The organism is Sphingobacteriaceae bacterium, from assembly GCA_016715905.1.
Lineage (GTDB): Bacteria > Bacteroidota > Bacteroidia > B-17B0 > Aurantibacillaceae > Aurantibacillus.
Map to the genome: position 1 here is coordinate 43,517 of JADJXI010000007.1, position 24,605 is coordinate 68,121.

Here is a 24,605-nt window from a genome sequence, read left to right on the forward strand (position 1 = left end):
TTAAATAATGAAATACAGTCAGTTTAACGCTATAATTCCGCATGAAAACCAATTTGCGTTGTTTAATTCATTTAATCAAAAAGTAATTCTATTACTTCCCGAGTTAAAAGAATTGTTAAGCGCTGCAATAACAGAAGGAATTGATAATCTAAAAAATTATCATCCTTCTTTCTTTAATTATTTATGCCAAGAAGAATTTATTATTGAAAATTCAATAGATGAAATTGAAAAAGTAAGAGCATTATCTCTAGAGGTCGATAATAACGAAAGTAGTTTCATTTTAACTATTAACCCAACGATGAATTGCAATTTCAAATGTTGGTATTGCTATGAATCACATATTAAAGAATCAAAAATGAACTTAAATGCGATTGATAGAGTAAAAAAACTTATCGATAAAATATCCTTGAATCCAAAAATTAAGACGTTTTCCATTTCCTTTTTCGGCGGTGAACCTTTACTTTATTTTGATAAAAGTGTAATCCCATTAATTAATTACTTTTTAGAAAAATGTCAAAAAACAGATATTCAGCCAGAAATAGGATTTACGAGTAATGGCTATTTAATATCACCTGATTTTATTAAATACTTTGATGATAAAGCTCACAAATGTTCTCTCCAGATAACATTAGATGGTTCTGAGGAAGATCATGATGAGGTTCGATTCGTTAATAAACAAAAAGGGTCATACTCTAAAATTGTAGAAAATATTAAACTATTAGTTGAAAATTCATTTTATGTATCGGTAAGAATTAATTACACAGACAAAAATATTGCAAACGCGTATAAAATTATAAATGATTTTATTGGACTTTCGGAGGAAACAAAAAATAAATACATATTATTCGACTTTCATAGGGTTTGGCAAAACGAGAGAGAATCAGATATAGACCAAGTTTTATATGACACGATCAATTCGTTTCGCCATGCTGGCTTCAAGGTTAGTCAGCAGTCCCCAAACAATGTAATAAATTCTTGTTATGCAGATAAAAGAAATAGTGTTGTTGTTAACTACAATGGAGACATATATAAGTGTACAGCCCGGGACTTCACGAAAGCAAGCCGAGAAGGTTATTTAAATGAAGATGGTAGTTTAGTTTGGGAAAACAATGGTCTTGAGAAAAGAATGAATATTAAATTCAAAAATAAACCTTGTTTATCATGTAAGATTATGCCATTATGTAATGGTGGTTGTTCTCAAGCCGCAATTGAAGCAGGCGATAATGATTATTGCGTTCACTACGGTGACGAAAATGAAAAAAATAAAATAATAAAATACAAAATAGAAGAAATTTTAAGAACTCAGTATACTCAAAAGTTAGCAGACATAACCGCGGGCGAGCATTCGTTCGAAAAAACACATATGATATGATAAAAACAATTCGATTGCCATTTTTAATCGTGGCAACACTAACCTTCGCAACAGCCTCCGGTCAAAAAAGCAAATCCGCAGACAAAATAAAGTGCAAGTTGGTTTACGACGCCGAAATTGGCAAAAACCTGTATATTAACATATCCAGTTATCCTGAGCCGTTAGACACTAACTTCAATGACATAAACTTTTTTCTTTCTACCTTTAAAGTCCCAAATAAAATTTATGATGACAAACTTAAATTAAAATTCATTTGGCTCATTACTCAAGAAGGTAAATGCGAGTTTATTAAGTTAGCTTTCCCTACAAATGACAAAGAACTTGAAGCAGAAGCAAAACGTGTAGTTGGTTTATTACCAAAATATACTCCTGCCCAATGCGGACAAGAACCTGTAATCTGTAAAAGAGACTTCGAAACATCAATCGGAACTTTGAAAAAAAACAAATAAACTTTGGGGCGGTTAAAGTTTGGTGATTATGTATACTTTATTTAAATAAAATGAAATTAATTAAAATCAAGATACAAGTGTTATTAATGGTCTCTTTCTTTATTATAACAAGTTGTAAAAAAGAATACAATTGTGTTTGTTCAACGCCTTTAAAAGAAACATCAACTTCCATAAAAGAGACTAAAAAGAAAGCAAAAGAAAAGTGTAAAGAAATCGAGAGCGAACTTAAAAACACAGACGTAAGTTTCCAGTGTGTTATTCAGTAAAATAAATTTGCCGTTCCCCTTCGGGTCGGGCTTTCTCTCCAATCTTTTGCAAAAGTCAGGCAAAAGGATTTCCGTTCAATCCCTAACGGTTCCTTACATCTACACGATTATAATCCGCTGTCATTGCTGAATTACCATTATAATATGTCCAAGATACTTTGTCATTACTGACCGCATATGTTTGTTTTCTATTGTCTTTAAAGGCGAACGTGTTATAGCTTTCTTTAACAAGGTAATCTACGCTAAAAATTGAATCGTTAAAATAACTGATTTTCTTTGCCTCTATTTCTGTAGAGTCTGTGTATAATAGAACTACGCAAGCCTTTTTTGGATGTACTTCATAAAATGCAGCAATCAGTAAATTGGTATCTAAATTTTTAAGAGAATCAGGCAAAATAAATTGATTGATTTCAGTAAGACTCTTTAACTGATCCTCTTCATAAGAGATTTCGTTGCTTTCACTACAAGACAATACAGCCAGAGCCAAGATTATTATTATTATTAAGAACCTCATTATTATTTACAAACATAATGCTTTTTAATCTTCAATCAATTACAAATAAAATTTTTTATCAAATAATTATTTTATTCCCTCTCCAGAAACTACAATTCCCTCAATAATTTATGTTCATTCACTATTTTTTAGGTGGTATTACGAAATATCAATATATTTTTGTGTTATGAAAACAGAAAATGTCATAGTAGGAGTACTTTTAGGAGTAAGCGTTGTATTACTTATTTATGGCGCAATGAACAACAAATGCACTCAATTACCGTTTGGTGGTTCATTAAATTGCCCAAACTAAATGTATCGCTAAAAAGGGATTAACTAGGTTAATCCCTCTTTTGATTTAATTCATAATCAGATGCAAGTTGTTTTATTATGCATTTTCGCTTATAGCGTATTTCAATCTTATATTAAGTAATTCAATAATTACTATAACAATACGTCCGGCATCAGCTTTTGTAAGTTTTGCACCACTAGCAATCGCATCTATCACTTTTGTTTTGCTTGTGCCGAAGAAAATATTTATCAGTTCTTGATCCGTAAATCCTTTTGCAATTCTTCCTGCATCTGCTTTTGAAAGTTTGGCACTTGCTGCAATCGCATCTATTAATGCCACTTTATCTTTTTTACTCATGGTTGACATTGTATCAATAATGAGCATTTTAATTATTTCATTTGCTTTCATCTTTTCTGTTTTTAAAAAGGAGCGGGTTGCCCCGCACCTCTTGTTTACTTCATTTTTCTGAACTTTAATTTACTCACTTGTTTGTACTGTGAACTGGTTGCTCCGAAAATTGACTTCACATAGTTTTTACATTCTAAAGCAACGTCAATCAGTCCTGTGGTTTTCTTATACAACAAATCATTTCTCACAATTCTTGCGTTACTCCATGTTGTGTAAGTGTTAATCACCGCAGTGTTCGCTGCTTTTAAACTTGTAAGTAGAGTATTCAGTGAAGAAACTTTCAGTTCGTTCTCATTCGGGTTATATACAGGTATTGAGCTTAAAAGATTGATGAGCTTTTCTAAGTGTTCAATCATGCTGTCATAACTTTGTTGAGACACGCTTATTTGTTTTGGTTCTTCTGGTACTTGAACAGGTGGGTCTTGAGGAGCAATTTTGTTCGCATTTTTCCCTGCATCTGCTTTGGTAAGTTTACCACGCTTACCTTGTATTTTGTGATTTATTGTTAACGCATCACTTACAGTCAGTTCGCTTGCGCCACAGGCTTTTAAAGCGGCCATAACTTTTGTGATTAACTTTTTCACTGGTTCAAATGCAAGCTCTCTATTGTTAGTCGCATTTTTAAAAGCGGTGTGCGCTGTTATTGCTGACGTTAACGAGTTGCCTGCGTTTGTTTTTAGGGTATTCATGTTCGCTACCTTAATTGCGTTAAGAATTGGATTATAAGTTACGCCGTATCCGACACAAAAGCTTATAAGATCTTCAAAATTGGCTACATTCTTAGCATGGCCAATTTCACTAATTGATGCCATAATTATATTTTTTAATTGTTTATTTTTTGATATTAACCGATTCTAAATCCCGAATATCATCGGAACTTTTGCATGAGGAATAGTATCGGAAAAGAAAAACCCCACTATAAGCGGCCAAGTGTTGGTGGCTTATAAAAATATGCATATGTTTTGTTGAGGCTCCATTTTCACCTTCCTTTCTTTTTGTAATTACTAACTATAACGCACATCCTATGCCAGAGGATACATTTTTTTTGTGAATGAACGTTAAACACGGGGTCTTTTCTAATAAGTGGTTATCTAAATCATATTAGCGTGCAGTATTATTTTAAGTTGTTTCAGTAAAAATGCAAGTGCAAACAGTGTTCTTGTAACTTCACCGAGTGTTTTTTCTTATGTACTGAGTGTTTTGCTTTATGTACGCAGTATTCTTTCAACTGCTCGCAGTATTTTTTCTTATGCACGAAGTATTTTTCTTTATGCACGAAGTAAACTCTTTAATGCACGCAGTGTTTTTGTTTGTGTGCTGAGTGTTTTTCTTTATGTACGGAGTATTCTGCTAACTACTCAGAGTATTCTTGTTTGTACACAGTGTATTTTCCCACGCATTTATAACGATACGCCTTCGGCGGACTTTTTTTAAACGGACGCCAATTAGTTTAAATTGGCGCCATTGCGTTAGGGCGCTAAAGTACAATGTATGCAGACACCTGTATGCTGTGTGTAAGTCCTCGCACAAAATGCAAGCACATGTGCCGCTTGTTTTTTAATGGCAGAAATTTTAGTTGGCGTCACATAAGCTTGCATTTTTTCCTGCCCCATGCGTAAGGTGCTAAAGAACGGGCGGTTTGACAAAACCGCTTTTTGCCATCACACGCAATAACAAGTACAAGTGCAATAAATAAACATGGGTGGACAAAGGCCGGAAAAGAATTTACGGTTTGACTTTCGTAACGGGACAATTGACAGCTATAAACAACCATTTTTCCTAAGTAATAAGCGGACGTGTTTCATAGACACATGGGGCTGTGTGGCCGCCACTGGGTTATAACACCACCTTGGCTCAATGCGGGCAGACGAGGTAACAGAAAGTTTAGTATCTTTATATAACCATTTTCGGTATAGACACAGGAAGGTTTCCAAAAGCCGCACTGAAGCCAAGCCGGAAAACGTTAGGTTCCATTTGTAACGCACCTGTGTGTGTTAAGCTAGACGTAGCAGTAGAAATTTTTTTAAGTTGCGGGACGTTAAAGCAAGGCGTAAAAATTTTTGATTTTTTATTAAATAAATCCTGACCTTTTGTCTAAGCAGTTTTTTTGAAAAAAAACGTTTTGCTTAGCAAAACAAAACGATTAGTGGATTTGGAGTGTTGCGAGTGCACTCGCATAAGTGACAAAGACGCTAAGCTTTTTGCTTAGACAAAGGTAGCGAAAATTTTTACAAAGTCAACGGTTTGACAAGGGGTAGACTTTGTTTTTATAAACAAAATCAAAAATTTTTACCCTTTTATTTTGTCCCGACAACTTAAAAGTTGGCTTTCTAAGACTGCGTCAAGCTGTCGCGCTTGAAGCAATAATAGAAAGCCTAAAATTTCTCCTGTGGACCCTAGACTTTAAAAGCTTGACCGCTGCTGCGGTCAGTGCGCCACAAACGAAACCTAACAACGGCTAAGCACAATGCCTTTTCTTTTATCTATTGTTACCTTCATTTCATTTCGGTAACTTTGAATATGGAAAAAGGCACTGATGCCTAGCCGTTATCCGTTATAGGGCATTATGTTGATTGAAGACGACAAATATAAAGCAACAAAGATTGGGGGTGTTTTTACCATCCTTAGTTTGCTGACGAATTTCACATTTTTTATTCCAATGATTTCTATATTTCCTATTCTACTTATTGAAAGTTATGTAGGGACAAATAGTATTGTTATTATGTCAATTATTCTTTTTGTATTTCTTTTTGTTTCATTCTACAATATTCATTTGATCAAAAAAAGACAGGGACAAGTGACCAAAAAAAGAATAATTACATTGATGATCCTTTCATTTTTTATTTTTCATTCATTTTATTTTCCTATTTATTTTAATTCCCATTATAAAAACTCGACAGACGGACAACTAACATTCACTGTAATGGAAAGTATTCCGCGTAGTAGTTATGCTTTTTTAGTTTTTGGACTGCTAATTGACCTTGTTAAGAATAATACACGGACAGTATACTCAGAACATGATTATGAAGATAACGCCCTATAACAGCACCTACCCAAAAGGCGGGGTTTCGTGTTCCATAGACAGTTTTGTGGTTAATGAAACATTAGTTTTTCAAATCAAGTTTTGTGGTAAAAGTCCCGCCCTTCGGGTAGCTGCCAAACGTTATAGGTAAGCCGGGCTGACATCACACCAAGACAACTTATCGGTAAATAAAAACATCTCGGTTCCAAAAAAATCGGCAGACTTTGCGACACTCGGGCGACCACACACCGACCGCTCAAGAAGTTTAAATTTTTACCCCACCGCACATTTTGCGCCCCGTTTAAAAAAAACGGGGACGTTTTGGCTATCCCACATTGCAGCACATTTCCAAGCCCGCACAAAAGCCAACCGCACGACCAAAGGCTTGTAAAAGAGCTGCAATCTCCCGCCCGCCCTACCATGATAATAATTTTCAACATATTGGAATTCAGTTGGAAGAAGCTCCCAATTTCTGCACTCAAAATTGTATATTTGGACACTTTTACATCAATATGACCAGAGAAGAGGCGAAAGCCATAATAAATGCACTTGTTGAACGATTTGCGGAACACCGCAAAGAATACCATTTGCCCGATTATAACGAGCAAAAGGCGAGACAGGATTTTATTAATCCGTTTTTCAAAGCACTTGGCTGGGACATTGACAATGAAAAGGGCGCATCCGAAGCATACCGAGAAGTAATTTATGAAGACAAGGTATTTGTTCGCGGAAAAGCAAAAGCACCCGATTACGGATTTCGACTTGCAGGTAGCGGAAAAAAAAGATTATTTTTTGTTGAAGCAAAAAAACCTTCTGTTGCGCTAAAGACAAATAAGGAATCCGCATATCAATTAAAACGGTACGGCAGTAGCGCACAAGCATACGTTTCTATTCTTACAAATTTTGAAGATTTTATTGTTTATGATTGTTCGCGAGTTCCGAAACTCAATGACAGCGCAAGTGTTTCTCGTTTAAAGCATATACATTTTGAAGATTACATAAAAGAGTTCGATTTTATTTACGATACCTTTTCGCACGAAGCAGTTACAAAGGGACGCTTCGATAAGTTTGTTGCAAGTGACACAGATAAAAAAGGAAGTCAAACACTCGATAAAGAATTTGTACAAAGTCTTGACAACTGGCGCAGATATCTTGCTACAAGCATTGCATTAAATAACAGAAAATTAAATGACGAAGAAATAAATTTTGCAGTTCAGCAAACAATTGACCGTTTAATTTTCCTTCGCTTCTGCGAAGACCGAGCAGTAGAGCCATACGGACAATTGCAAAAAGCAACTTCAAAAGGCGAATCATATAAAAATCTGTTCGACCTTTTTAAACAAGCCGATGATAAATACAATTCAGGACTATTTGATTTTGAAAAAGATCAGATAACTCCCAAACTAAAAGTCGACAATAAAGTAATCAAATCGGTAATTGAAGAACTTTATTATCCGCTCTGCCGTTACGAATTTTCCGTAATGCCTGTTGAGGTTTTAGGAAATGCTTACGAACAATTTCTCGGAAAAGTAATTCGCATTACACCTGCACGCAGTGTACGCATTGAAGAAAAACCCGAAGTACGCAAAGCTGGTGGCGTTTATTACACACCACAATATATTGTTGAATACATTGTAAAAAACACAGTAGGAAAACTTGTTGACGGAAAAACACCAACACAAATTGAGAAAATAAAAATTGTTGACCCTGCTTGCGGTAGTGGTTCTTTCCTGTTAGGAGCATTTGATTATTTGCTCCAATATCATGTTAATTGGTATCACGAAAAAGGATACGCCACTAAAAAAGGAAAAGATAATCCGTTTACACCGCAAGGCACATTAACTACGCACGAAAAAAAGCGTATCCTACTTTGTAATATTTTCGGAGTTGACTTAGATTCCAACGCAGTTGAAGTAACAAAACTAAGTTTGCTTTTAAAGTGTATGGAAGGTGAAACAGAAGCATCCATCAAACAACAAATAAGTTTATTTCACGAACGCGTTCTCCCTGACCTTGATAACAACATAAAGGATAGTAATAGCTTAATTGATATGGATGGCGAATTTGGATTTGAAACTGAATCCAAAATCAAACCTTTCAATTGGAAGAAGCGATTTTCTCAGGTTTTTAGTCAGGGAGGATTTGATGTCGTAATTGGTAATCCACCATATGTGGCAATTGATGGAATCAAACAAGTTGAACGAGATTACTATACTTTAAAATATCCAGAAATAAAAAAACGTCTTGATTTATTTGGGCTTTTCACAGCCAAAGGTAGAAACTTATTAAACGAAAATGGAAAACTTGGTTTTATTATACCAATGCAATTTCTTAGAAACTCATCGTTTGAAATGCTTCGCAAATCCATTCTTCAAAATAATCAGTTAGAAGAAATTAATTATGTTGGTGATAAAGTTTGTGACCAAGCAAAAAACGACACCATCGTTTTTATCTTAGGAAAAAAGAGAAACAAAAAAACATTAACGAAATTAATTGATAGCAAAACCACACAAACCCAGATTCTACAACAAAAAGAATCGTCAATAGATCAGGACGGGTTTTTAAACAACCAAGAGTTTATAATAGATTTAATTTCGTACGATAACAAAGCTATTTTCCAAAAGATAGAAAAAAACAAATTAAAAATTGAAGACCGATTTAATGTTATTCAAGGAATTGTTTCAGGATTAAATGAAGCATATATTTATACTAATAAGTTACTTCCAAAAATTGAAAAGAAATTATTAAAAAAATTTCTTTTCGGTTCTGATTTTGACCGGTATGCTCTTAGATTTTTGAATCATTCGATTGTTTACTTAAACAAGCATATCGATATTCAAGATTTTCCTTTAGCTGAAAATATCTTAAAACCTTACAAAAAACAATTGGAAAAGCGTAGGGAGGTAATTAAGAATGTAATCCCATGGTATTCCCTTCAGTGGCCAAGAGAGGAGAAAACATTCGAAAGTCCAAAGATTATCTTTCAGAAAATAAGAAATCAAAAACTTGCTCAACGACTTGTTGGCACTTATGATGAAACAGGTCTCTATGTTGGCGATGGAGTAATTTATCTTAATTCCAAAACGAATAACAAAGATGAGTTGAAATTTCTTTTGGCATTATTAAATTCATCCTTCTACAATTTTTATTACCGCGAACAATTTTTAGATATAAATCTTAAAATAAAATATCTTGAACAAACTTCTATTGTTGATTATACAAAGTTCAATGGTGAGGAATTGAAAAAATATAAGGAGATAATAAAAATTGTTGATTTGCTATTAAAATTTAATGAAGATCTGCAAGTAGAGAAACTTCCTGCGAAAATAGAACAATTGAAGCAACGAATAGATTACAACGAAGAAAGAATAAATGAATTGGTTTGCGATTTATATAGTCTAACCAAAACAGACATAGAAGCAATTAATACTAAAAGCAAATGAGTATTGCTATTCGCATAAAAGACTGTATTGACAACCACGAGAAGTATGTTGCTATCATGGCTACATTGCCTGACAAAGAACTTGCAAAAAAGCTTGATTTGGTTCATATACAATCGGAAATTGCGGAGCAAACTAAGAACACTGGCTCATTGGAACTTCTTGAAGTTTGGCATCAACAAATAATTGAAGCAAGAATTTACAAAGCTGAAAATGATATTCCTGATGCGCCAAATGAAATTGAACTTGCCATTGCCGATATTGAAACGTTTGTAAGTAAATCAGAAGCGCGTCAGGAAATAATGAGCGACTTAGCCAATCCTGCAAAGCAATCCCGCCCGAAAGTTCAACAACAGCAGGATAATGATAGTCAACTTTCACTTTTTTAAGTACGAAAAAAATGAGCAGTATAGAATCACTTAAAAAATATGTTTTTGAAACATATAGGTATCAAATTTTACCTATCAGTAAAAACATTCAAAAAAAGATTGACAGTAATATTGAAACCTATGAACAACTTGTTGCAGAAAAGAACAATTTACTTGCTGACATTTTATTAAACAAAAATATTTTCCTTAATTACAAACGCTCTCAAGTCGTTTTTAGATTGGAGTACTCCGACAAAAATATTTTTATTTTCCGCCTTGGCGTGAGGAGAGATATAAAACGTAACACAAAAGAATTTAAACAAGAAGAAATCGAAGATTACCCGAATATTGTTTTGATTTTTAACAATGATCCGACAGTACAGAAACTTGCAATTCAGAAAAATTATAGAGCATTCAATAAGTCTGAAACCGTTGCTCATCTTATTGAAAATAGCTTATCTAATTTTTTGCTTGGTTTAAATCTCGCTATTTATATTGAACCGATTTATAATGTTTCTGAATTTTGGGATATTATAGAACGGTATCCAAATAAAATTCAGCAAATAGGCTTCGAATTAATTAGACCAAATCTTAGTAACATTTCAAATACAATTGATAAGCAAATAAAGCAGTTGCAACTTTCAACTGATGCGCACAAAACAAAATTTGAACTAGAAAGCAATAAAGACGCGAACCTTAATATCACTCAAGATAATCAGCAAATTCAAAATTTATTAGAATATAGCGCACAGGGCGGTGGTCCAATTAGTTTGAAAATTAAAGGACTTAAAAAGAAAATTAAAACCAAAAAATCTTCGGAAGAATTTGAAATAACTGAACTGGAATTAAACGGACCGCCAGAACAATTAAAGGAAATGATGAAAGATATTTTAAAATAGGAATGGAATATATCAAAAACATATTTGCTTTTCTTTTTTTAGCCTTGCTTATATCGCTTGGTTTACACTGGATCGAGAGTAATTTTATTGCTGAGTTTTTAAAAAGCAATCTAATAATTATTCTCCTGACCCTACTTGCAATTAATACAGCAACAGTAAGTATTCTTCTGTCAAAACTTAAAGAGATTTCTGAAAAGCATAAGGATTTTAATTTTGAAGAAAGTTATGGCTCACTTAAAAGTTCGCTTACAGAGCAAATCGTTTTAATCTGTTTTGGTTTTATTGTTTTAATTTTGGCAGACAGTAAAATTATCCAAGCAAAATTACCGTATCAAGAAATTATATTTAACACCTTAAACACGGCTATTTTCATTTACTCCGTAGACATTCTTAGAGATACTGGAAAAGCAATTTTTATTATCGTAGACTTTGAAAAGAAAAAATAACATAATGTGTACAACGACCTGTGTGTTATATACGTTGCGCAGACTTGCAAACCCACAATGGCAAGCACATTTGCAGCTTTAGATTAAGGAATGAAAGTTTTTGGCTGCAAATAAGCTTGCCATTTTTCCCGCCCGCCTATGTATGCGTGACGTGAAAAGAAAAAATTTCCCTTCCCTTCTGTAAAAATTTAAACTGCGACCGCTCAAGCCACCGCAAACAAAAACTACGCAGACAGACAAATATAAATTCACAGCAGACACCGTGTTGTATGGACAAAAACAAAACCGGCCTACCTATAACAGCGCACTGGCGCAATAGCGGGGGAAGTGGGTATATAAACATTATTTCGTTAAATTTACATTGTGCGTACTCGACAGTTTAGTATTTCAAAACCGCTACTGCGCCAGTGCGCAAACCGTTATAGCGCATAGGGGCGGACAATTCTCCGTAAGACAATTCATCTTGACAAAAAAGCATTTCGCTTCGACAGGCGACTTCTCACACGGGCGACCGCACAGCAGCTCTTTCGGTTTGACAAGAACATTCAGGTAAAAGATTTTTAAAATTTTTTGCCGACGTACTTTTTGGCTGGAAGTCATAGTAACAGCCATCGCACGACCTCCTTTTCGCCTCCTTCGGAAGGCGGATTGGCTATCCCAAGCTGCGGTCATTTGTAATTTTTCCGCTACGCTCCAAAATCACAAATCACCTCGCGCCGACGCACACAATAAGGTGTGGCGCGAAAAGCGCCACGTTTATGCGCATCTCCCTACGGTCAGTCAGAAGGGCAAGCCACAGGCGTATGGTATTTTTATTTCATAAATTAATTATTAACTTAGCTCTTATAAATTAACCGCGCTAATCATATCAAAGATTTAGAATAAATGAAAAATTATTACAAATTGATCCTTTTTTTCTTTTTAATACTTCGATATGATATTTACTATTGTCAAAATTCAACAACTTCCTATAAGGTTACAGCGGACAAACTAAACGTCAGGTCAGCGCCCGATGAAAATGCTGAAGTGATAAAAACTTTACCTACTGATGAAACTATTGAATTAGAAAGCGTATCCAATGGTTGGGGTAAAATTAAAAATAACGAACTACAATATGTAAAAATGGATTACCTAACCCCAGTCCCTTTAAATATTATACCAGTTCCAGAATCTAAACCCGAACGTTCATGGCGTTCTCTTCCTTTAATCGCCATAACTGCATTTCTACTCGGTCCTATATTCATTATTTTATTGAATATTTATATGTTCAAAGCAAAGAAAAAAAGAATTAAAAATTTGGAAAGTACAATTCTCCAAGATATTGAAAATATAGATTTGGCAAAGAAAAACCTTGCGGAAAAGGAAAGATTGATTGAAGAGCAAAATAAAGTGCATCAGGCAAATATTGACGCGTCATACGAAAATTTATTTAATAAAATTAGTAAAATATACGGTCATGAAAATGCTCTTAAATTTCATAATAATGATTTGTGGATTGGAATGCACTGGCGTTTAGTTCACCACATAAAAGGATTACCTCAAGAAGTTAAAGAAAATGTTTCTGCAAACAAAACTATTTTACACTGGAATTATGATCAGTATATAAGCCGAGGCGCAACTAAGTACAGAAAGCGAATTATACTTGAAGATGATATAGTGACAAGCTGGCAAGATTTATAAAAATGACAAAACAAGAGGAAAAAGAAATAGCGGATTTAATTGGTAGGTATGTCCAACTTCGCGATGAAGACCTTGCTTACGTTGAAGACGATAACGTGGAGAAACTTGAATTAATTGCTAAAAATAACGAACGCAAACTTTTGGAAATTTCGAAAGCACCGTTTGTTCGGTTTCCGATTTGGGCGCAAGTTTTAACTTGGCTTTTCATAGTCTTCTGTCTTGTAGCAGCTCGCCTTTAAAAAATAATTTATCATGTTTAATGATTTATTCCTTAAAAACAAATTCTTTAACTCCATTGAAAAAGGGAGCGTCTTAGGTTTTTTAGAAGGTCTTAGTAAATTAAAAGACATAAATATCACAAACTCAAAAAAGCAGACCGCTCTAATTCTCTCTTGTAAAACTGGTAATTTACCCTTAGTGAAATTAATATTAAGCAAAAGCCCCAACATTGATTTAAAGGATACCTACGGATTCACCGCACATGATTACGTTTTAAAAACTGGAATGAAGGATTTAATAGCGCTCTTTGAGCCACCAACAAATGAAGATCCAGTAACAATTTCTACTCCTAAAAATAATATTGAAGCAAATTTTGAAATTGCCCGTAATTATTTCCAATCATATAACGAGTCTGATGATGATAATAAAATAAATACGGAAACAAAAACAGAAAATAAAGTTGAACAAAAAGAAATAAAAAAAGAATCTGAAGAAAAAAAGGAAACTATAGAAGATACATTAAACGAACTTAATAATCTCATAGGACTGGCCAACATTAAGACTGATATAAATTCTTTAATTAATATTATTAAAATAAATAAATTCCGTGAGAAAGAAGGTCTCCCAACACAAAAGACCTCTTTACATTGTGTATTTCTTGGTCCCCCAGGTACTGGAAAGACAACAATTGCAAGGCTTTTAGCTAAATTGTATTTTCAACTTGGGGTAATAAAAGAAAATAAAATAGTTGAAGTCGATAGAAGCGGTTTAATTGCAGCTTATGTCGGACAAACTGCTTTAAAAACAGATGAAATAATAAATAGTTCCTTGAACGGAATTCTTTTTATAGACGAAGCATATACGTTAAAACGTGGCGACTCCTCAAATGATTATGGCCAAGAGGCCATTGACATTTTGCTCAAAAGAATGGAAGATCATCGTGATGAACTAATAATTATTGTAGCTGGGTATAAAAAAGAAATGGTAAATTTCATCGAATCTAACCCCGGTTTAAAATCACGTTTTAATAAATATTTTAATTTTTTAGACTACGAACCCTTGGAGCTCGTTAAAATTTATGAAAAAATGATTGGTGCATCTGGTTTTATTATCGAACCGGACGCTCTTGAAAATATCTCAACGCTCTTTACAACATTGCACGATCGCAAAGATGATAGGTTTGGAAATGCCCGTTTAGTCAGAAATATATTTGAAAAGACTTTCGAAAAACAAAGCAATAGAAATGCAAGCTCCGAAAATATTACAAAGGAAATGCTAATAACGATAAAGTCCGTAGACATTCCAATAAACGAATTTACCCCTTTAAATTAGTTCTATGAATCTTATAAAATCTAGTTTAATCATAATACTTCCAATAATCGCGGCGATTATTTCATGGATATTTTCGGGATATTTTCTTTCAAGAAAAGATAATTATCAAAATAGCAAATATAAAATCTTTAGGAAAAAAATCAGCTGGAGCTTTTTCTGGTTAATTTTCACTCTGTTAGTAGCATTAAAAGTACTCGGCAAATAATGATTTTTATTACATTATCTGTGATACAGAACAAAGTTGTTTAATTTCTTGACCTTTTTAGAATTTCTGTTATTTTCTAAAATAAGGCTCCATTTCTGTGAGATTTCTAAAAATAAATGATCGCCATCCAGCAGTTTTATATCCTCTGCTCCCAGATGGATGATTGATGAAAATAACAATTAATTCATAACCAGTCGTGTGGCTAATTTTATAACATCTTTCATAAATACCTAGCTCATTATTTTTAATTATTTCCGGGCTCTCTAAAAAGTCCCAATCGGTATTTTGATTAATCTCATTTATAAAAATCCCATCTCCAGCTATACCAAATTTAATACAGCATTTAGGTTTTAGTATCAACAATACCTTTAGCATTACACGCCAGCCTTTTTGAAAATCTTCTCCTGTTGGCCTATCATATATTCCATCCTCAACCTTAACAGCTCTTTGTGATAAATTCAAATACGCAACACTTGACCAAAGCAATTTCCTTTTGTTAATATCATAAGCATATTCGTTCAAAAAAGTCTTTTCTACAGAACGAAGTAACCTTGAGTTACCGTTTTTCGATAATTCTTTGTTGAAGCCTTGATCGAAAATAAAATCTCTGGTCCAGTTAACTTTTTCATCGACATTTCCCCCGTCTTCATAATTACTATCACCTATAAACAATGTCTTTAAGGCTTCATAATTTAATCCAATCCACGGCAACCATTTTAGTTCCTCTTTTTGAATCAAAGGATTAATTTCATTATCGTAATCTATATTCATAATGCAATATAATTAATCTTTAAATAATTACAAAGTGTTTCCAAATCTCTTGTGCCGAAAACATTACTTACTGGTCTGTCAGTTGAGACCTTTACATCACCACTACCCTTAGACCAAAACCCGTTCACCAGTACTTACCAACCGCACATTTTGCAAGCACTTGTGTCGCTTTTAGATTAAGGCAGATAATTTATTTGGCGCCACAAAAGCTTGCAAAATCTTCCGCCCTCCTGTGTGTATCGAACTGTGTGTAAAAAGCCGACGCAAAAAAATTTTAAAAAGGGGCCGGTGTTAAAAAGACATTCGGAGAGCTGCTTTCCTCCCCTGCAATCACGTAGCAAAAAAAATGTATGCAGACACGTAACCAGTCGCCTGATCTGGGTGCGCCCCTACGACGCTATAACACCACCTACACGTAATTGGCGCATTTGAGGTAATAAAAAGTTTTGTATCTTTAAATAACCTTTTGTCGGTATAGACAGTTGAGTGTTCCAAAACGCCAACTACGCGTAGCCGGAAAACGTTAGCGGTCAGTTTGCGGACAGACATTCCGGTTGAAAATGACAATAAACGAAGACGAAATAATCAAAACAATAATAGCGAAAGTCCCAAAAGGACCTTTTCATAAGGACGTTCATACTGCGACAGACGCTTCTTTAAATAGACAAGAAAAGGCCTATGCGCTCGGACTCTTCTTCGAAAAAATTAAAGCGGATCAAGATCTTTACAATTCATTGAATAAAGACTTCGGCAAATTGGCAGACACTTATAAAGCGTTAGACCTTGACAAATATTTCTCTTTAAAAATAGTAGCGCGTAAGCAAACGAAGGCTACGACATATGAAATTATCTTAGGACTGATAAGTATAATTTTTATAGTTGCAGGTTTAACAAGACCATTCTCATATTCAATCCTTCATACTAAAAGTAACACGCCTGTTTCGGTAACCGGCATTTCTGTAATTTGCCTAGGACTTATACTAATTTATGTAACACTTTCATTTTATCGACGCAGACAAAGACTTAAAGTATTTTATTTAAATAGTAACGGACAAAACAACGGCGGACACGTGAGCGAGACGTAAACTGTGTGCGCAAACCGAACCGCTAACAGCACCTACTTGCAATTTTTTGCGGGTTAGCGCTCAAATGCGTAACTTGACATAGCAAAAAACTGCAAGTAGCTGCAAAACGTTATAACTAAGCCGCCGGGACATCGGAAATGAAAAAAAATTTCACACTGACAATAACACTTCTACTTTTATTTGGCTTTTCGGTCGGACAGATAACCTCTAAAACAATTTTACTTAAAGGTCGCGACTCGACAATAGTAATAATGAGGCTATTCCTTTCGCAACAGTGGTAATCAAAGGGACGAAAATTCATTGTACCACAGACAATTTAGGTAATTACTCAATAGACCTAACGACTATTGCGGACACATTGAAAAACGTGATATTATACTGCTCTTATGTCGGCTACAACACAAAAGAAATTCCCATAAAACATAAAATTACCAAGACAATTACTCTTGACTTTAAATTAACTAATCGACCTGCGTGTGAAATGCCTGACCCATGGAGCGCGATAAAAATAAATAATTCGGACACCGCTCAGTTTACAAAAATTCTTAAGCGCGGTCTCGACACATTAACATTTTATAGGCGACATAGTAATTGTGACACAGTGACCTATTACAAATTTCAGGTCTTCAAGCAATCTCAGACATATGGCATACGTACTTTTATTCCAGTAAAATATGCGCAACCAAAAAGATGCAAAGACTTATTTTCTGCTGACCCAAATAAAATAGTTTTTAAAGTAGCGCAATCTTGTCTTCACTCTCCCGCTACAATAAATTTTACGAACGCGTTTGAACAAGGCATACGAAATATAAAACGCGACACTGCGACTTGCTCGAATAAAATACAATATTCGATGACAATCGGGACTAAAAATTATAAAAGTAAAATAAAGACTTGCAATCAAGACATCGAAAGACTAATGAATATGTATTTTGGTTGCGCAATTGTTGACGAAAAGACAATACAGAATGGCTATTAAACTGTGTGCGGCGGCCAAGTTATAACAGCACCTACTTGCAATTTTTTGCGGGTTAGCGCTCAAATGTGTAACTTGGACATAGCAAAAAACTGCAAGTAGCTGCAAACCGTTATAACCAATGGCGGCGGACTTTCGCTCCGTAGACAACTTTACGATAGACAAAAAACTTTTCGTCCGGCCTTTAAGGACAGCTTTAATGTTCCATAGACACATTTGAGGTAAATAGATAGGTGTACTTGTTATTGCTTTCCTTTCGCTCTTCGGGCGGACACGCCCGTTAGTACAGCTATCGCGACATCCCAACGCACTTTTGTGGTTTTTTCAAAACCATTTTGGCTAACCCAAACTGCGGTCATTTGTAATTTTTCCGTTACACTCCAAAATTCCAAATCACCTCGCGCAAACGCACACAATAAGGTGCGGGGCGACAGCCCCGCGTTTGTGCGCCTCTCGCTCCGCTCAGTCAAAGGCGCAAGCCACAGGCGTATGGTTTTTTTTGCTAACTTTAATATTATGAACCCTTTTTTAGAATTTTTAATTTGTGACGATGCGCAGTTATATTCTTATAAAGCAATGCAAAAACAATTTTCTAATATCATTAAAAGCATTAAACCTTCAATTTTAAAATCTCTACCGCAACTACAACTCAATGGAATTTATATTTCTGATTCTGTTTTTGCAAATAGTGGAGATGTTATAATTCGCTCAATGGATCTTTCAAGTTTAGATAAACGAATAGAGCATTATGGAATTGTCTACGGAACCACTACCGTAGGAGAAAAACTAATATTTGATATGTCGCCTCAAACAAACGTAATTTACAAAACATTGGATGATTTCATGGACGGCTTTTTTGAAATAACCATTAAATCCAAACCAAGCGGTACTAGTTTTGAAGAAATATTAAAAAGAATTGAAGAATGGGAATACGAAAGTTATTGTTTCTATGACAAAAACTGCCAGCAATTTGCAAACTATTGTGTTTTTGGCGAAAAATTCAGCCCAGGAATAGAATTTGTAAAAGAATTATCACTACCTCTTGTTGATTTAAGACTCTCAATATGGCTAAATCGTAAAAACAATCCAGAAAACTCCAAATATTTAGATTTAATAAACAATAGAATAAAATGTTTATCGAAACTGAAATCAGAGCTTATAAAAAAATAGTTTGCCGTTCCCCTTTGGGTCGGGCTTTTCATTTCAATCTTTGCAGGAGGCAGGCAAAGGATTTCCATTGCAATCCCTAACGGAAATAAAACTAAAAATTAAAGATGTCAGAAACCCTTACACCCAAAGCGTCCGCTAGTTCTTTAAGATAAAATGCTGTTGGATTTGATTTGCCGTTTTCAATGCGTTCAATACTTTGTGGCTCTTTACCGCATTCGAATGCAAGGTCACGTTGCGACCAACCCTTTTTCTTTCTGAGTTCAACGATTCTTTCGCCTAATTTTTTAAGGTAGCGTTGCTTTTGCATTATCAACACAAATCAACATATAAGCTGATTTTTTTACATCAACAGATGTGTTGATAATTGTATTTATTTCCTATATTTGATGTGCAAAACAATCAATTACAGCTTTATACACAGTTTTGGTGACAAAAAGGATAAATTATTATATTAGTAAAAGAATTAAGGGTATCATTTAAATGCGTTTTAAAACTTCATTCCTGATTAATAGCTCAAAGCTTCCTATATTGGTAGCCTTAACTTTTGTCCTACTAGCATTCTCAATTATTAAGTGTGATTTAAAATTAGTTGGGGCTACATCGGAAAGATGGAATAGCGGTATTAATGGAGGAGGCAGTGGAACGGAGTATTATTTTAACATAAAAATCAACACGGCTAAAAATTTACAGTTTGATTCCGTTTGGGTAAATGGTAAATGTCTCCCCACGTACATTTCCAATACAAGTTTATCTGTTTCTCAAAATCCTGTAAACTTTAAAAAAAACGAAACGATCACTTTGAGGGCATCTGACCTTAGTTTAAATAACACTATTTCTATATCTAAACCAGTCAAATATAAAGGTGATGCATTAATAAGATATTATTTAGATGACAAGACTAAATATTTAATTATCAAAAAAATTACTCCAAAAGAAAGTATAAATCGCCCTTAAAAAAGTAAAAAGAATGAGAAATAAAAACCTACTTACAATTGCAATTTTATTTATTGCGTTAATTGCTAAATCGCAAGAGTGGACAAAAAATTTAAAATCTGAAAATCCAAACTTTTTCGAAATTCAAAAGGCATTTAATGACTATTGGAAAGATAAACCTGTTGAAAAAGGAAAAGGTTACAAACAATTTAAAAGATGGGAATGGTATTGGTCTCAGCGTGTTGGGCAAAATGGTGAATTTCCTAAAGCAACTGCTTTATATGATGAATTTGAGAAGTATAATAGTTCAAATGCAAGTCAAAAAATGCAAAGTGCAGTTTCAGCCACAACAGCTAATTGGACTTTTAAAGGGCCAAGTTCTAGTCCAGGAGGATACAGAGGTTTAGGTCGTATTAATTGTATTGCGTTTCACCCTACAAACGCCAATACATTTTGGGTTGGTACTCCTGCAGGAGGTTTATGGAAAACAACCGATGCTGGAACAACATGGACTACCAATACCGATAATCTTCCTGTATTAGGAATTAGTGATATTGCAATTGACCCAACGAATGCAAACATTATGTATGTCGCAACTGGGGATGGCGATGCAGCAATTAGTTTATCAAATGGTGAAGGAGATACAAAAAGTATTGGAATACTAAAATCAACCAATGGGGGTTTAACATGGTCTTCAGTACTTACTGCTTCAGTATCACAGAATGTTCTAATAAGACGTTTAATAATTAACCCTAGTAATCCTCAAAATTTATTGGCAGCTACTAGTATCGGTATTTGGCGCACAAATGATGGCGGCACAACTTGGAACGCCGTTACTTCGACAGGTTTATGGTTTATGGATGTAGAATTTAAACCTACTGACCCGAATTTTGTTTACGCTGCAACTTATAGCCCTGCGGGTAATGCGCAAATATTCACTTCATCTAACAACGGTGTCACTTGGTCACAGGTTACGAGTTTCACTGGCTACACAAGAATTAATCTTGCAGTCACCGCAAACTCACCTGCGTTAGTTGATGCCGTATGCGTAAACTCCTCATATGGCTTAGGTGGTCTTTGGTTTTCAAGTAATAGCGGTGCTTCTTACACTCAATACTTTAATGCTAATTGCACTAATAATTTATTACACAATACTTTCAACGGCTCAGGATGCGGCGGACAAGGTAATTACGACCTTGCATATGCAATAAACCCCTCTAACATGAATGAAATTTGGTTGGGCGGCATCAATAGCTGGCGTTCAACTAACGGAGGCAGCAATTGGTTTTTAAATAATATATGGTCGTCCTCACAAACGACACTAGTTCCTGAAGTTCACGCAGACAAACATTTTATCGCATTTCATCCATTAAATAATTCTTTTGTTTACGAGTGTAATGATGGGGGATTATATGTTACAAATAATGGCGGAAGCTCTTGGTTTGATATAACGAATGGAATGGGTATTAGTCAAATATACAGAATTGGAACAAGTGCAACTGTAGCTAATAAAGTAATATGCGGCTTACAAGATAATGGGACTAAAGAAGTGCAAACAAGTACTTGGTATGAACGTACAGGTGGCGATGGAATGGAATGTATTATTGATTATACAAATTCAAATATTCAATATGCAACTTATGTTGAAGGTTTAATTTACAAAACAACTAATAACTGGTCAACCTTCACGACAATAGTTCAAAATAATGGCACTGGGGTTAACGCTCCGGGTGCTTGGGTGACACCTTACATTATGCACCCGACAAATAACAATATATTACTTGTTGGAAAGGCTCAAGTATATCAATCTACAAATGGCGGCTCAACTTGGTCACAACTTGGGAGTTTGCCAGGTGCAATTGGCAATTTAATTTCAATGGCATACGCTCCTTCAAATCCAGCTGTAATTTATGCTGCAACTGCCACCCAAGTATTCAGAACAACTAACGGTGGTTCAACATGGTCATTGATGGGAACTTCCACTACACGTATCACCTATATTTCAGTAGATCCAACAAACTCACAAAGAATTTGGGTGACGAAATCTGGGTACACAGCCGCTGATAAAGTTTGGTACTCTCCCGATGGCGGTACTACTTGGACTAATTTTTCTGGTTCTTTACCTAATTTACCTGTAAACTGTATAGTTTATCAAAATGGTTCTGCGGATGGCTTATATATCGGAACAGATGTAGGAGTTTACTTCCGTGACGCAACAATGGCTGATTGGATTTTTTATAATACTGGCTTACCAAATGTGATTGTTAATGAATTAGAAATATCATATGTAAATAATAAACTTTGGGCAGGCACTTTTGGTAGAGGTTTATGGAATACTGACTTATATTGCGCAACTCCTAATCAGCATTCTGCAATAAACGGCATAACAAATATGTGCGCTGGTAGTGGCTCAACTCAATACAGCATTGCCGCAGTTTCAGGTGCAACATCATATGTTTGGACTTTACCAGGTGGATGGTCTGGTTCAAGTTCTACTAATTTGATTAATGCAACGCCAGGTAATTCAGGTAATATTACTGTTGCTGCAAGTAACTCGTGTGGTTTGTCTCCAACACAAAATATATTTGTAACAATAAATCCTCTGCCAACAATCAACGCATCAAGCTCAACTAGTATGCTCTGTGTTGGACAATCAGCAACTTTATCAGCAACAGGGGCGTTAAATTACACTTGGAATCCGGGTGGTACAGGCTCTAGCATCATAGTTTCTCCGACAAGCAATACAACATATACTGTAACTGGTATTAATGGCAACAACTGTACTAATACTTCATTATTTACACAAAACGTATCTGCTTGTACAACCATTAATCAGTTAACAAATATTTCAGAACAAATATCAATTTATCCTAACCCATTTAATTCCAAATTAACCCTATTGTTTAAGTCAACTGTTTGTGAAAATTGCAACATAACTGTGTTTAGTTCATTAGGTACTCTTATTCATAAACAGAATATAACTAGTTCTGTTACTGAAATTGATTTAAGTGAATTAAGTTCCGGCATTTACTTTATAAAAATATATGACGGCTCAACAACCTTTACAAACAAAATAATAAAAGAATAAAAAAAACGCCTCGAAATATCGAGGCGTTTTTTTTTTGATATTTAAAGATCTATTGCCCTTTACCACCAAAAACAACTTTAAGTTTTCGGCTTAAAGTTTCAGTTATGATAGGAACAACACGCCCTGCATCAGCTTTTGTTAGTTTTGCTCCTTCAGCAATTGCATCAATCAATTTTGTTTTGCTTGTGCCGAAGTAAATATTTATCAGCTCTTCATCTGTAAATCCTTTTGCAATTCTTCCTGCATCTGCTTTTGAAAGTTTCGCGCTTGCTGCAATAGCATCTATTAATGCCACTTTATCTTTTTTACTCATGGTTGACATTGTATCAATAATGAGCATTTTAATTATTTCATTTGCTTTCATCTTTTCTGTTTTTAAAAAGGAGCGGGTTGCCCCGCACCTCTTGTTTACTTCATTTTTCTGAACTTTAATTTACTCACTTGTTTGTACTGTGAACTTGTTGCTCCGTAAATTGACTTCACATAGTTTTTACATTCTAAAGCAACGTCAATCAGTCCAGTGGTTTTCTTATACAACAAATCATTTCTCACAATTCTTGCATTACTCCATGTTGTGTAAGCATTAATCACAGCTGTGTTCGCAGCTTTTAAACTTGTAAGCAAAGTGTTTAGTGAAGAAACTTTCAGTTCGTTCTCATTCGGGTTATAAGCAGGTATTGAACTTAAAAGATTGATGAGCTTTTCTAAGTGTTCAATCATGCTGTCATAACTTTGTTGAGACACGCTTATTTGTTTCGGTTCTTCTGGTACTTCAACAGGTGGGTCTTGCGGAGCAATTTTGTTCGCATTTTTTTCCCGCATCTGCTTTGGTAAGTTTACCACGCTTACCTTGTATTTTGTGATTTATCGTTAGTGCATCACTTATAGTAAGGTCGTTTGCGCCACTGGCTTTTAAAGCAGCCATAACTTTTGTGATTAACTTTTTCACTGGTTCAAATGCAAGTTCCCTGCTATTGGTTGAGTTTTTAAAAGCGGTATGCGCTGTTATTGCAGCCGTTAAAGAGTTGCTTGCGTTTGATTTTAAAGTATTCATGTTCGCTACCTTAATTGCGTTAAGAATTGGATTATAAGTTACACCGTATCCGATGCAAAAGCTTATAAGATCTTCAAAATTGGCTACATTCTTAGCATGGCCAACTTCACTAATTGATGCCATAATTATATTCTTTTAATTGTTCGTTTTTAATTTTGCCCGATTCTAAATCCCGATTATCATCGGAACTTTTGCATGAGGAATAGTATCGGAAAAGAAAAACCCCACTATAAACGGCCAAGTGTTGGTGGCTTATAGAAATATACCTATGTTTTGTTGAGGCTCCATTTTTACCTTCCTTTCTTTTTTTAATTAATAACTATAACGCACATCTTATGCCGAAGTATACATTCATTTTGTGAATGAACGTTAAACACATGAAATTTTCTAATATGTGGTTATCTAAAACATATTAGTGCGCAGTACTATTTTAAGTTATTTGAGTAAAAATGAAAGTGCAAACAGTATTCTTGTAACTGCACCGAGTATTTTTCTTTATGCACGGAGTGTTTTGCTTTATGTACGCAGTATTCTTTCAACTGCACACAGTGTTTTTTCTTATGCACAGAGCGTTTTTCTTTATGCACGCAGTAAGCTCTCGAATGCACGTAGTATTTTTTGTTTGTGCGCTGAGTAT

23 protein-coding genes are annotated in these 24,605 nt (G+C 34.8%); 15 read left to right on the forward strand and 8 right to left on the reverse strand.

Going from position 1 to position 24,605, the window contains the following annotated elements:
- The first annotated feature begins 7 nt into the window (after positions 1-7).
- The 3 genes from IPM51_10520 to IPM51_10530 are packed head-to-tail and all read left to right on the forward strand — an operon-like array spanning position 8 to position 2,087.
- The gene (locus IPM51_10520) at positions 8-1,372 is read left to right on the forward strand and encodes a radical SAM protein (protein ID MBK9284735.1); all 1,365 of its coding nucleotides are present in this window, start codon (positions 8-10) and stop codon (positions 1,370-1,372) included.
- Between the two features lie 29 nt (positions 1,373-1,401).
- Complete coding sequence (locus IPM51_10525; protein MBK9284736.1) at positions 1,402-1,821, forward strand: hypothetical protein; 420 nt, start codon at positions 1,402-1,404, stop codon at positions 1,819-1,821.
- Between the two features lie 50 nt (positions 1,822-1,871).
- Positions 1,872-2,087, forward strand: a complete 216-nt coding sequence (locus tag IPM51_10530) for a hypothetical protein (GenBank protein ID MBK9284737.1) — start codon at positions 1,872-1,874, stop codon at positions 2,085-2,087.
- Positions 2,088-2,169: 82 nt separating this feature from the next.
- On the opposite strand, the gene IPM51_10535 is transcribed toward IPM51_10530, so the two are convergent.
- The 3 genes from IPM51_10535 to IPM51_10545 form a co-directional block, all read right to left on the reverse strand.
- Positions 2,170-2,574, reverse strand: a complete 405-nt coding sequence (locus tag IPM51_10535; GenBank protein MBK9284738.1) for a hypothetical protein — start codon at positions 2,572-2,574, stop codon at positions 2,170-2,172.
- A 394-nt stretch (positions 2,575-2,968) separates the two neighbouring features.
- Entirely contained in the window at positions 2,969-3,280 is a 312-nt protein-coding gene (locus tag IPM51_10540) for a hypothetical protein (GenBank protein MBK9284739.1), read from the reverse strand.
- Positions 3,281-3,324: 44 nt separating this feature from the next.
- Complete coding sequence (locus tag IPM51_10545; GenBank protein MBK9284740.1) at positions 3,325-4,092, reverse strand: hypothetical protein; 768 nt, start codon at positions 4,090-4,092, stop codon at positions 3,325-3,327.
- A gap of 2,722 nt (positions 4,093-6,814) precedes the next feature.
- Between IPM51_10545 and IPM51_10550 the strand changes: the two genes are divergently transcribed.
- The 7 genes from IPM51_10550 (at position 6,815) to IPM51_10580 (ending at position 14,686) form a co-directional block, all read left to right on the forward strand.
- Positions 6,815-9,745, forward strand: coding sequence for an N-6 DNA methylase (locus IPM51_10550; protein MBK9284741.1), 2,931 nt, complete (start codon positions 6,815-6,817; stop codon positions 9,743-9,745).
- Positions 9,742-10,131 carry a hypothetical protein gene (locus IPM51_10555; protein MBK9284742.1) on the forward strand — a complete coding sequence of 130 codons (390 nt, stop codon included), beginning with the start codon at positions 9,742-9,744 and terminating at the stop codon, positions 10,129-10,131. Before IPM51_10550 ends, IPM51_10555 begins: the two co-directional genes overlap by 4 nt.
- Positions 10,132-10,142: 11 nt before the next feature.
- Positions 10,143-11,009 carry a hypothetical protein gene (locus tag IPM51_10560; GenBank protein MBK9284743.1) on the forward strand — a complete coding sequence of 289 codons (867 nt, stop codon included), beginning with the start codon at positions 10,143-10,145 and terminating at the stop codon, positions 11,007-11,009.
- Between the two features lie 2 nt (positions 11,010-11,011).
- Positions 11,012-11,455: a hypothetical protein gene (locus tag IPM51_10565; GenBank protein MBK9284744.1), complete on the forward strand. Its 444-nt coding sequence runs from the start codon at positions 11,012-11,014 to the stop codon at positions 11,453-11,455.
- An 885-nt stretch (positions 11,456-12,340) separates the two neighbouring features.
- Positions 12,341-13,135 (forward strand): SH3 domain-containing protein, encoded by a 795-nt coding sequence (locus IPM51_10570; GenBank protein MBK9284745.1) that lies wholly within the window; start codon positions 12,341-12,343, stop codon positions 13,133-13,135.
- 2 nt (positions 13,136-13,137) lie between these two features.
- Positions 13,138-13,374, forward strand: coding sequence for a hypothetical protein (locus tag IPM51_10575; GenBank protein ID MBK9284746.1), 237 nt, complete (start codon positions 13,138-13,140; stop codon positions 13,372-13,374).
- Between the two features lie 13 nt (positions 13,375-13,387).
- A complete protein-coding gene (locus tag IPM51_10580; protein MBK9284747.1) occupies positions 13,388-14,686 on the forward strand; it encodes an AAA family ATPase in 1,299 nt (432 codons plus the stop codon).
- A 274-nt stretch (positions 14,687-14,960) separates the two neighbouring features.
- On the opposite strand, the gene IPM51_10585 is transcribed toward IPM51_10580, so the two are convergent.
- Complete coding sequence (locus tag IPM51_10585; protein ID MBK9284748.1) at positions 14,961-15,662, reverse strand: hypothetical protein; 702 nt, start codon at positions 15,660-15,662, stop codon at positions 14,961-14,963.
- A gap of 560 nt (positions 15,663-16,222) precedes the next feature.
- On the opposite strand from IPM51_10585, the gene IPM51_10590 reads away from it, so the two are divergent.
- The 3 genes from IPM51_10590 (at position 16,223) to IPM51_10600 (ending at position 18,893) form a co-directional block, all read left to right on the forward strand.
- Positions 16,223-16,747: a hypothetical protein gene (locus tag IPM51_10590; GenBank protein MBK9284749.1), complete on the forward strand. Its 525-nt coding sequence runs from the start codon at positions 16,223-16,225 to the stop codon at positions 16,745-16,747.
- A gap of 274 nt (positions 16,748-17,021) precedes the next feature.
- Positions 17,022-17,726 carry a hypothetical protein gene (locus tag IPM51_10595; GenBank protein MBK9284750.1) on the forward strand — a complete coding sequence of 235 codons (705 nt, stop codon included), beginning with the start codon at positions 17,022-17,024 and terminating at the stop codon, positions 17,724-17,726.
- Between the two features lie 513 nt (positions 17,727-18,239).
- A complete protein-coding gene (locus IPM51_10600; GenBank protein MBK9284751.1) occupies positions 18,240-18,893 on the forward strand; it encodes a hypothetical protein in 654 nt (217 codons plus the stop codon).
- A 91-nt stretch (positions 18,894-18,984) separates the two neighbouring features.
- Here IPM51_10600 and IPM51_10605 read toward each other — a convergent pair whose 3' ends face one another.
- Positions 18,985-19,200 carry a helix-turn-helix transcriptional regulator gene (locus IPM51_10605; protein MBK9284752.1) on the reverse strand — a complete coding sequence of 72 codons (216 nt, stop codon included), beginning with the start codon at positions 19,198-19,200 and terminating at the stop codon, positions 18,985-18,987.
- A 173-nt stretch (positions 19,201-19,373) separates the two neighbouring features.
- Between IPM51_10605 and IPM51_10610 the strand changes: the two genes are divergently transcribed.
- Both IPM51_10610 and IPM51_10615 read left to right on the forward strand, forming a co-directional pair.
- Positions 19,374-19,847 (forward strand): hypothetical protein, encoded by a 474-nt coding sequence (locus tag IPM51_10610; protein MBK9284753.1) that lies wholly within the window; start codon positions 19,374-19,376, stop codon positions 19,845-19,847.
- A gap of 13 nt (positions 19,848-19,860) precedes the next feature.
- On the forward strand, positions 19,861-22,914 hold the full coding sequence (locus tag IPM51_10615; protein MBK9284754.1) for a T9SS type A sorting domain-containing protein: 3,054 nt from the start codon (positions 19,861-19,863) through the stop codon (positions 22,912-22,914).
- A 49-nt stretch (positions 22,915-22,963) separates the two neighbouring features.
- Here the strand turns inward: IPM51_10615 and IPM51_10620 are convergent, their stop codons facing one another.
- Genes IPM51_10620 through IPM51_10630 form a run of 3 tightly spaced genes read right to left on the reverse strand, consistent with a single transcriptional unit; the run spans position 22,964 to position 24,091 of the window.
- The gene (locus IPM51_10620; GenBank protein ID MBK9284755.1) at positions 22,964-23,278 is read right to left on the reverse strand and encodes a hypothetical protein; all 315 of its coding nucleotides are present in this window, start codon (positions 23,276-23,278) and stop codon (positions 22,964-22,966) included.
- A 44-nt stretch (positions 23,279-23,322) separates the two neighbouring features.
- The gene (locus IPM51_10625) at positions 23,323-23,736 is read right to left on the reverse strand and encodes a hypothetical protein (GenBank protein ID MBK9284756.1); all 414 of its coding nucleotides are present in this window, start codon (positions 23,734-23,736) and stop codon (positions 23,323-23,325) included.
- Positions 23,687-24,091, reverse strand: a complete 405-nt coding sequence (locus tag IPM51_10630) for a hypothetical protein (GenBank protein ID MBK9284757.1) — start codon at positions 24,089-24,091, stop codon at positions 23,687-23,689. The genes IPM51_10625 and IPM51_10630 overlap by 50 nt, the downstream gene beginning before the upstream one ends.
- Between the last annotated feature and the right edge of the window lie 514 nt (positions 24,092-24,605).

Bases quoted from the DNA above. Each gene is read 5' to 3' on its own strand.
- IPM51_10565 (MBK9284744.1), top strand. From the start codon at position 11,012: ATGGAATATATCAAAAACATATTTGCTTTTCTTTTTTTAGCCTTGCTT.
- IPM51_10570 (MBK9284745.1), top strand. From the start codon at position 12,341: ATGAAAAATTATTACAAATTGATCCTTTTTTTCTTTTTAATACTTCGA.
- IPM51_10610 (MBK9284753.1), top strand. From the start codon at position 19,374: ATGCGTTTTAAAACTTCATTCCTGATTAATAGCTCAAAGCTTCCTATA.
- IPM51_10585 (MBK9284748.1), bottom strand. From the start codon at position 15,662: ATGAATATAGATTACGATAATGAAATTAATCCTTTGATTCAAAAAGAG.
- IPM51_10600 (MBK9284751.1), top strand. From the start codon at position 18,240: ATGAACCCTTTTTTAGAATTTTTAATTTGTGACGATGCGCAGTTATAT.
- IPM51_10540 (MBK9284739.1), bottom strand. From the start codon at position 3,280: ATGAAAGCAAATGAAATAATTAAAATGCTCATTATTGATACAATGTCA.
- IPM51_10590 (MBK9284749.1), top strand. From the start codon at position 16,223: ATGACAATAAACGAAGACGAAATAATCAAAACAATAATAGCGAAAGTC.
- IPM51_10530 (MBK9284737.1), top strand. From the start codon at position 1,872: ATGAAATTAATTAAAATCAAGATACAAGTGTTATTAATGGTCTCTTTC.
- IPM51_10620 (MBK9284755.1), bottom strand. From the start codon at position 23,278: ATGAAAGCAAATGAAATAATTAAAATGCTCATTATTGATACAATGTCA.
- IPM51_10625 (MBK9284756.1), bottom strand. From the start codon at position 23,736: ATGCGGGAAAAAAATGCGAACAAAATTGCTCCGCAAGACCCACCTGTT.
- IPM51_10520 (MBK9284735.1), top strand. From the start codon at position 8: ATGAAATACAGTCAGTTTAACGCTATAATTCCGCATGAAAACCAATTT.
- IPM51_10605 (MBK9284752.1), bottom strand. From the start codon at position 19,200: ATGCAAAAGCAACGCTACCTTAAAAAATTAGGCGAAAGAATCGTTGAA.
- IPM51_10550 (MBK9284741.1), top strand. From the start codon at position 6,815: ATGACCAGAGAAGAGGCGAAAGCCATAATAAATGCACTTGTTGAACGA.
- IPM51_10580 (MBK9284747.1), top strand. From the start codon at position 13,388: ATGTTTAATGATTTATTCCTTAAAAACAAATTCTTTAACTCCATTGAA.
- IPM51_10615 (MBK9284754.1), top strand. From the start codon at position 19,861: ATGAGAAATAAAAACCTACTTACAATTGCAATTTTATTTATTGCGTTA.
- IPM51_10555 (MBK9284742.1), top strand. From the start codon at position 9,742: ATGAGTATTGCTATTCGCATAAAAGACTGTATTGACAACCACGAGAAG.
- IPM51_10575 (MBK9284746.1), top strand. From the start codon at position 13,138: ATGACAAAACAAGAGGAAAAAGAAATAGCGGATTTAATTGGTAGGTAT.
- IPM51_10630 (MBK9284757.1), bottom strand. From the start codon at position 24,091: ATGGCATCAATTAGTGAAGTTGGCCATGCTAAGAATGTAGCCAATTTT.
- IPM51_10545 (MBK9284740.1), bottom strand. From the start codon at position 4,092: ATGGCATCAATTAGTGAAATTGGCCATGCTAAGAATGTAGCCAATTTT.
- IPM51_10560 (MBK9284743.1), top strand. From the start codon at position 10,143: ATGAGCAGTATAGAATCACTTAAAAAATATGTTTTTGAAACATATAGG.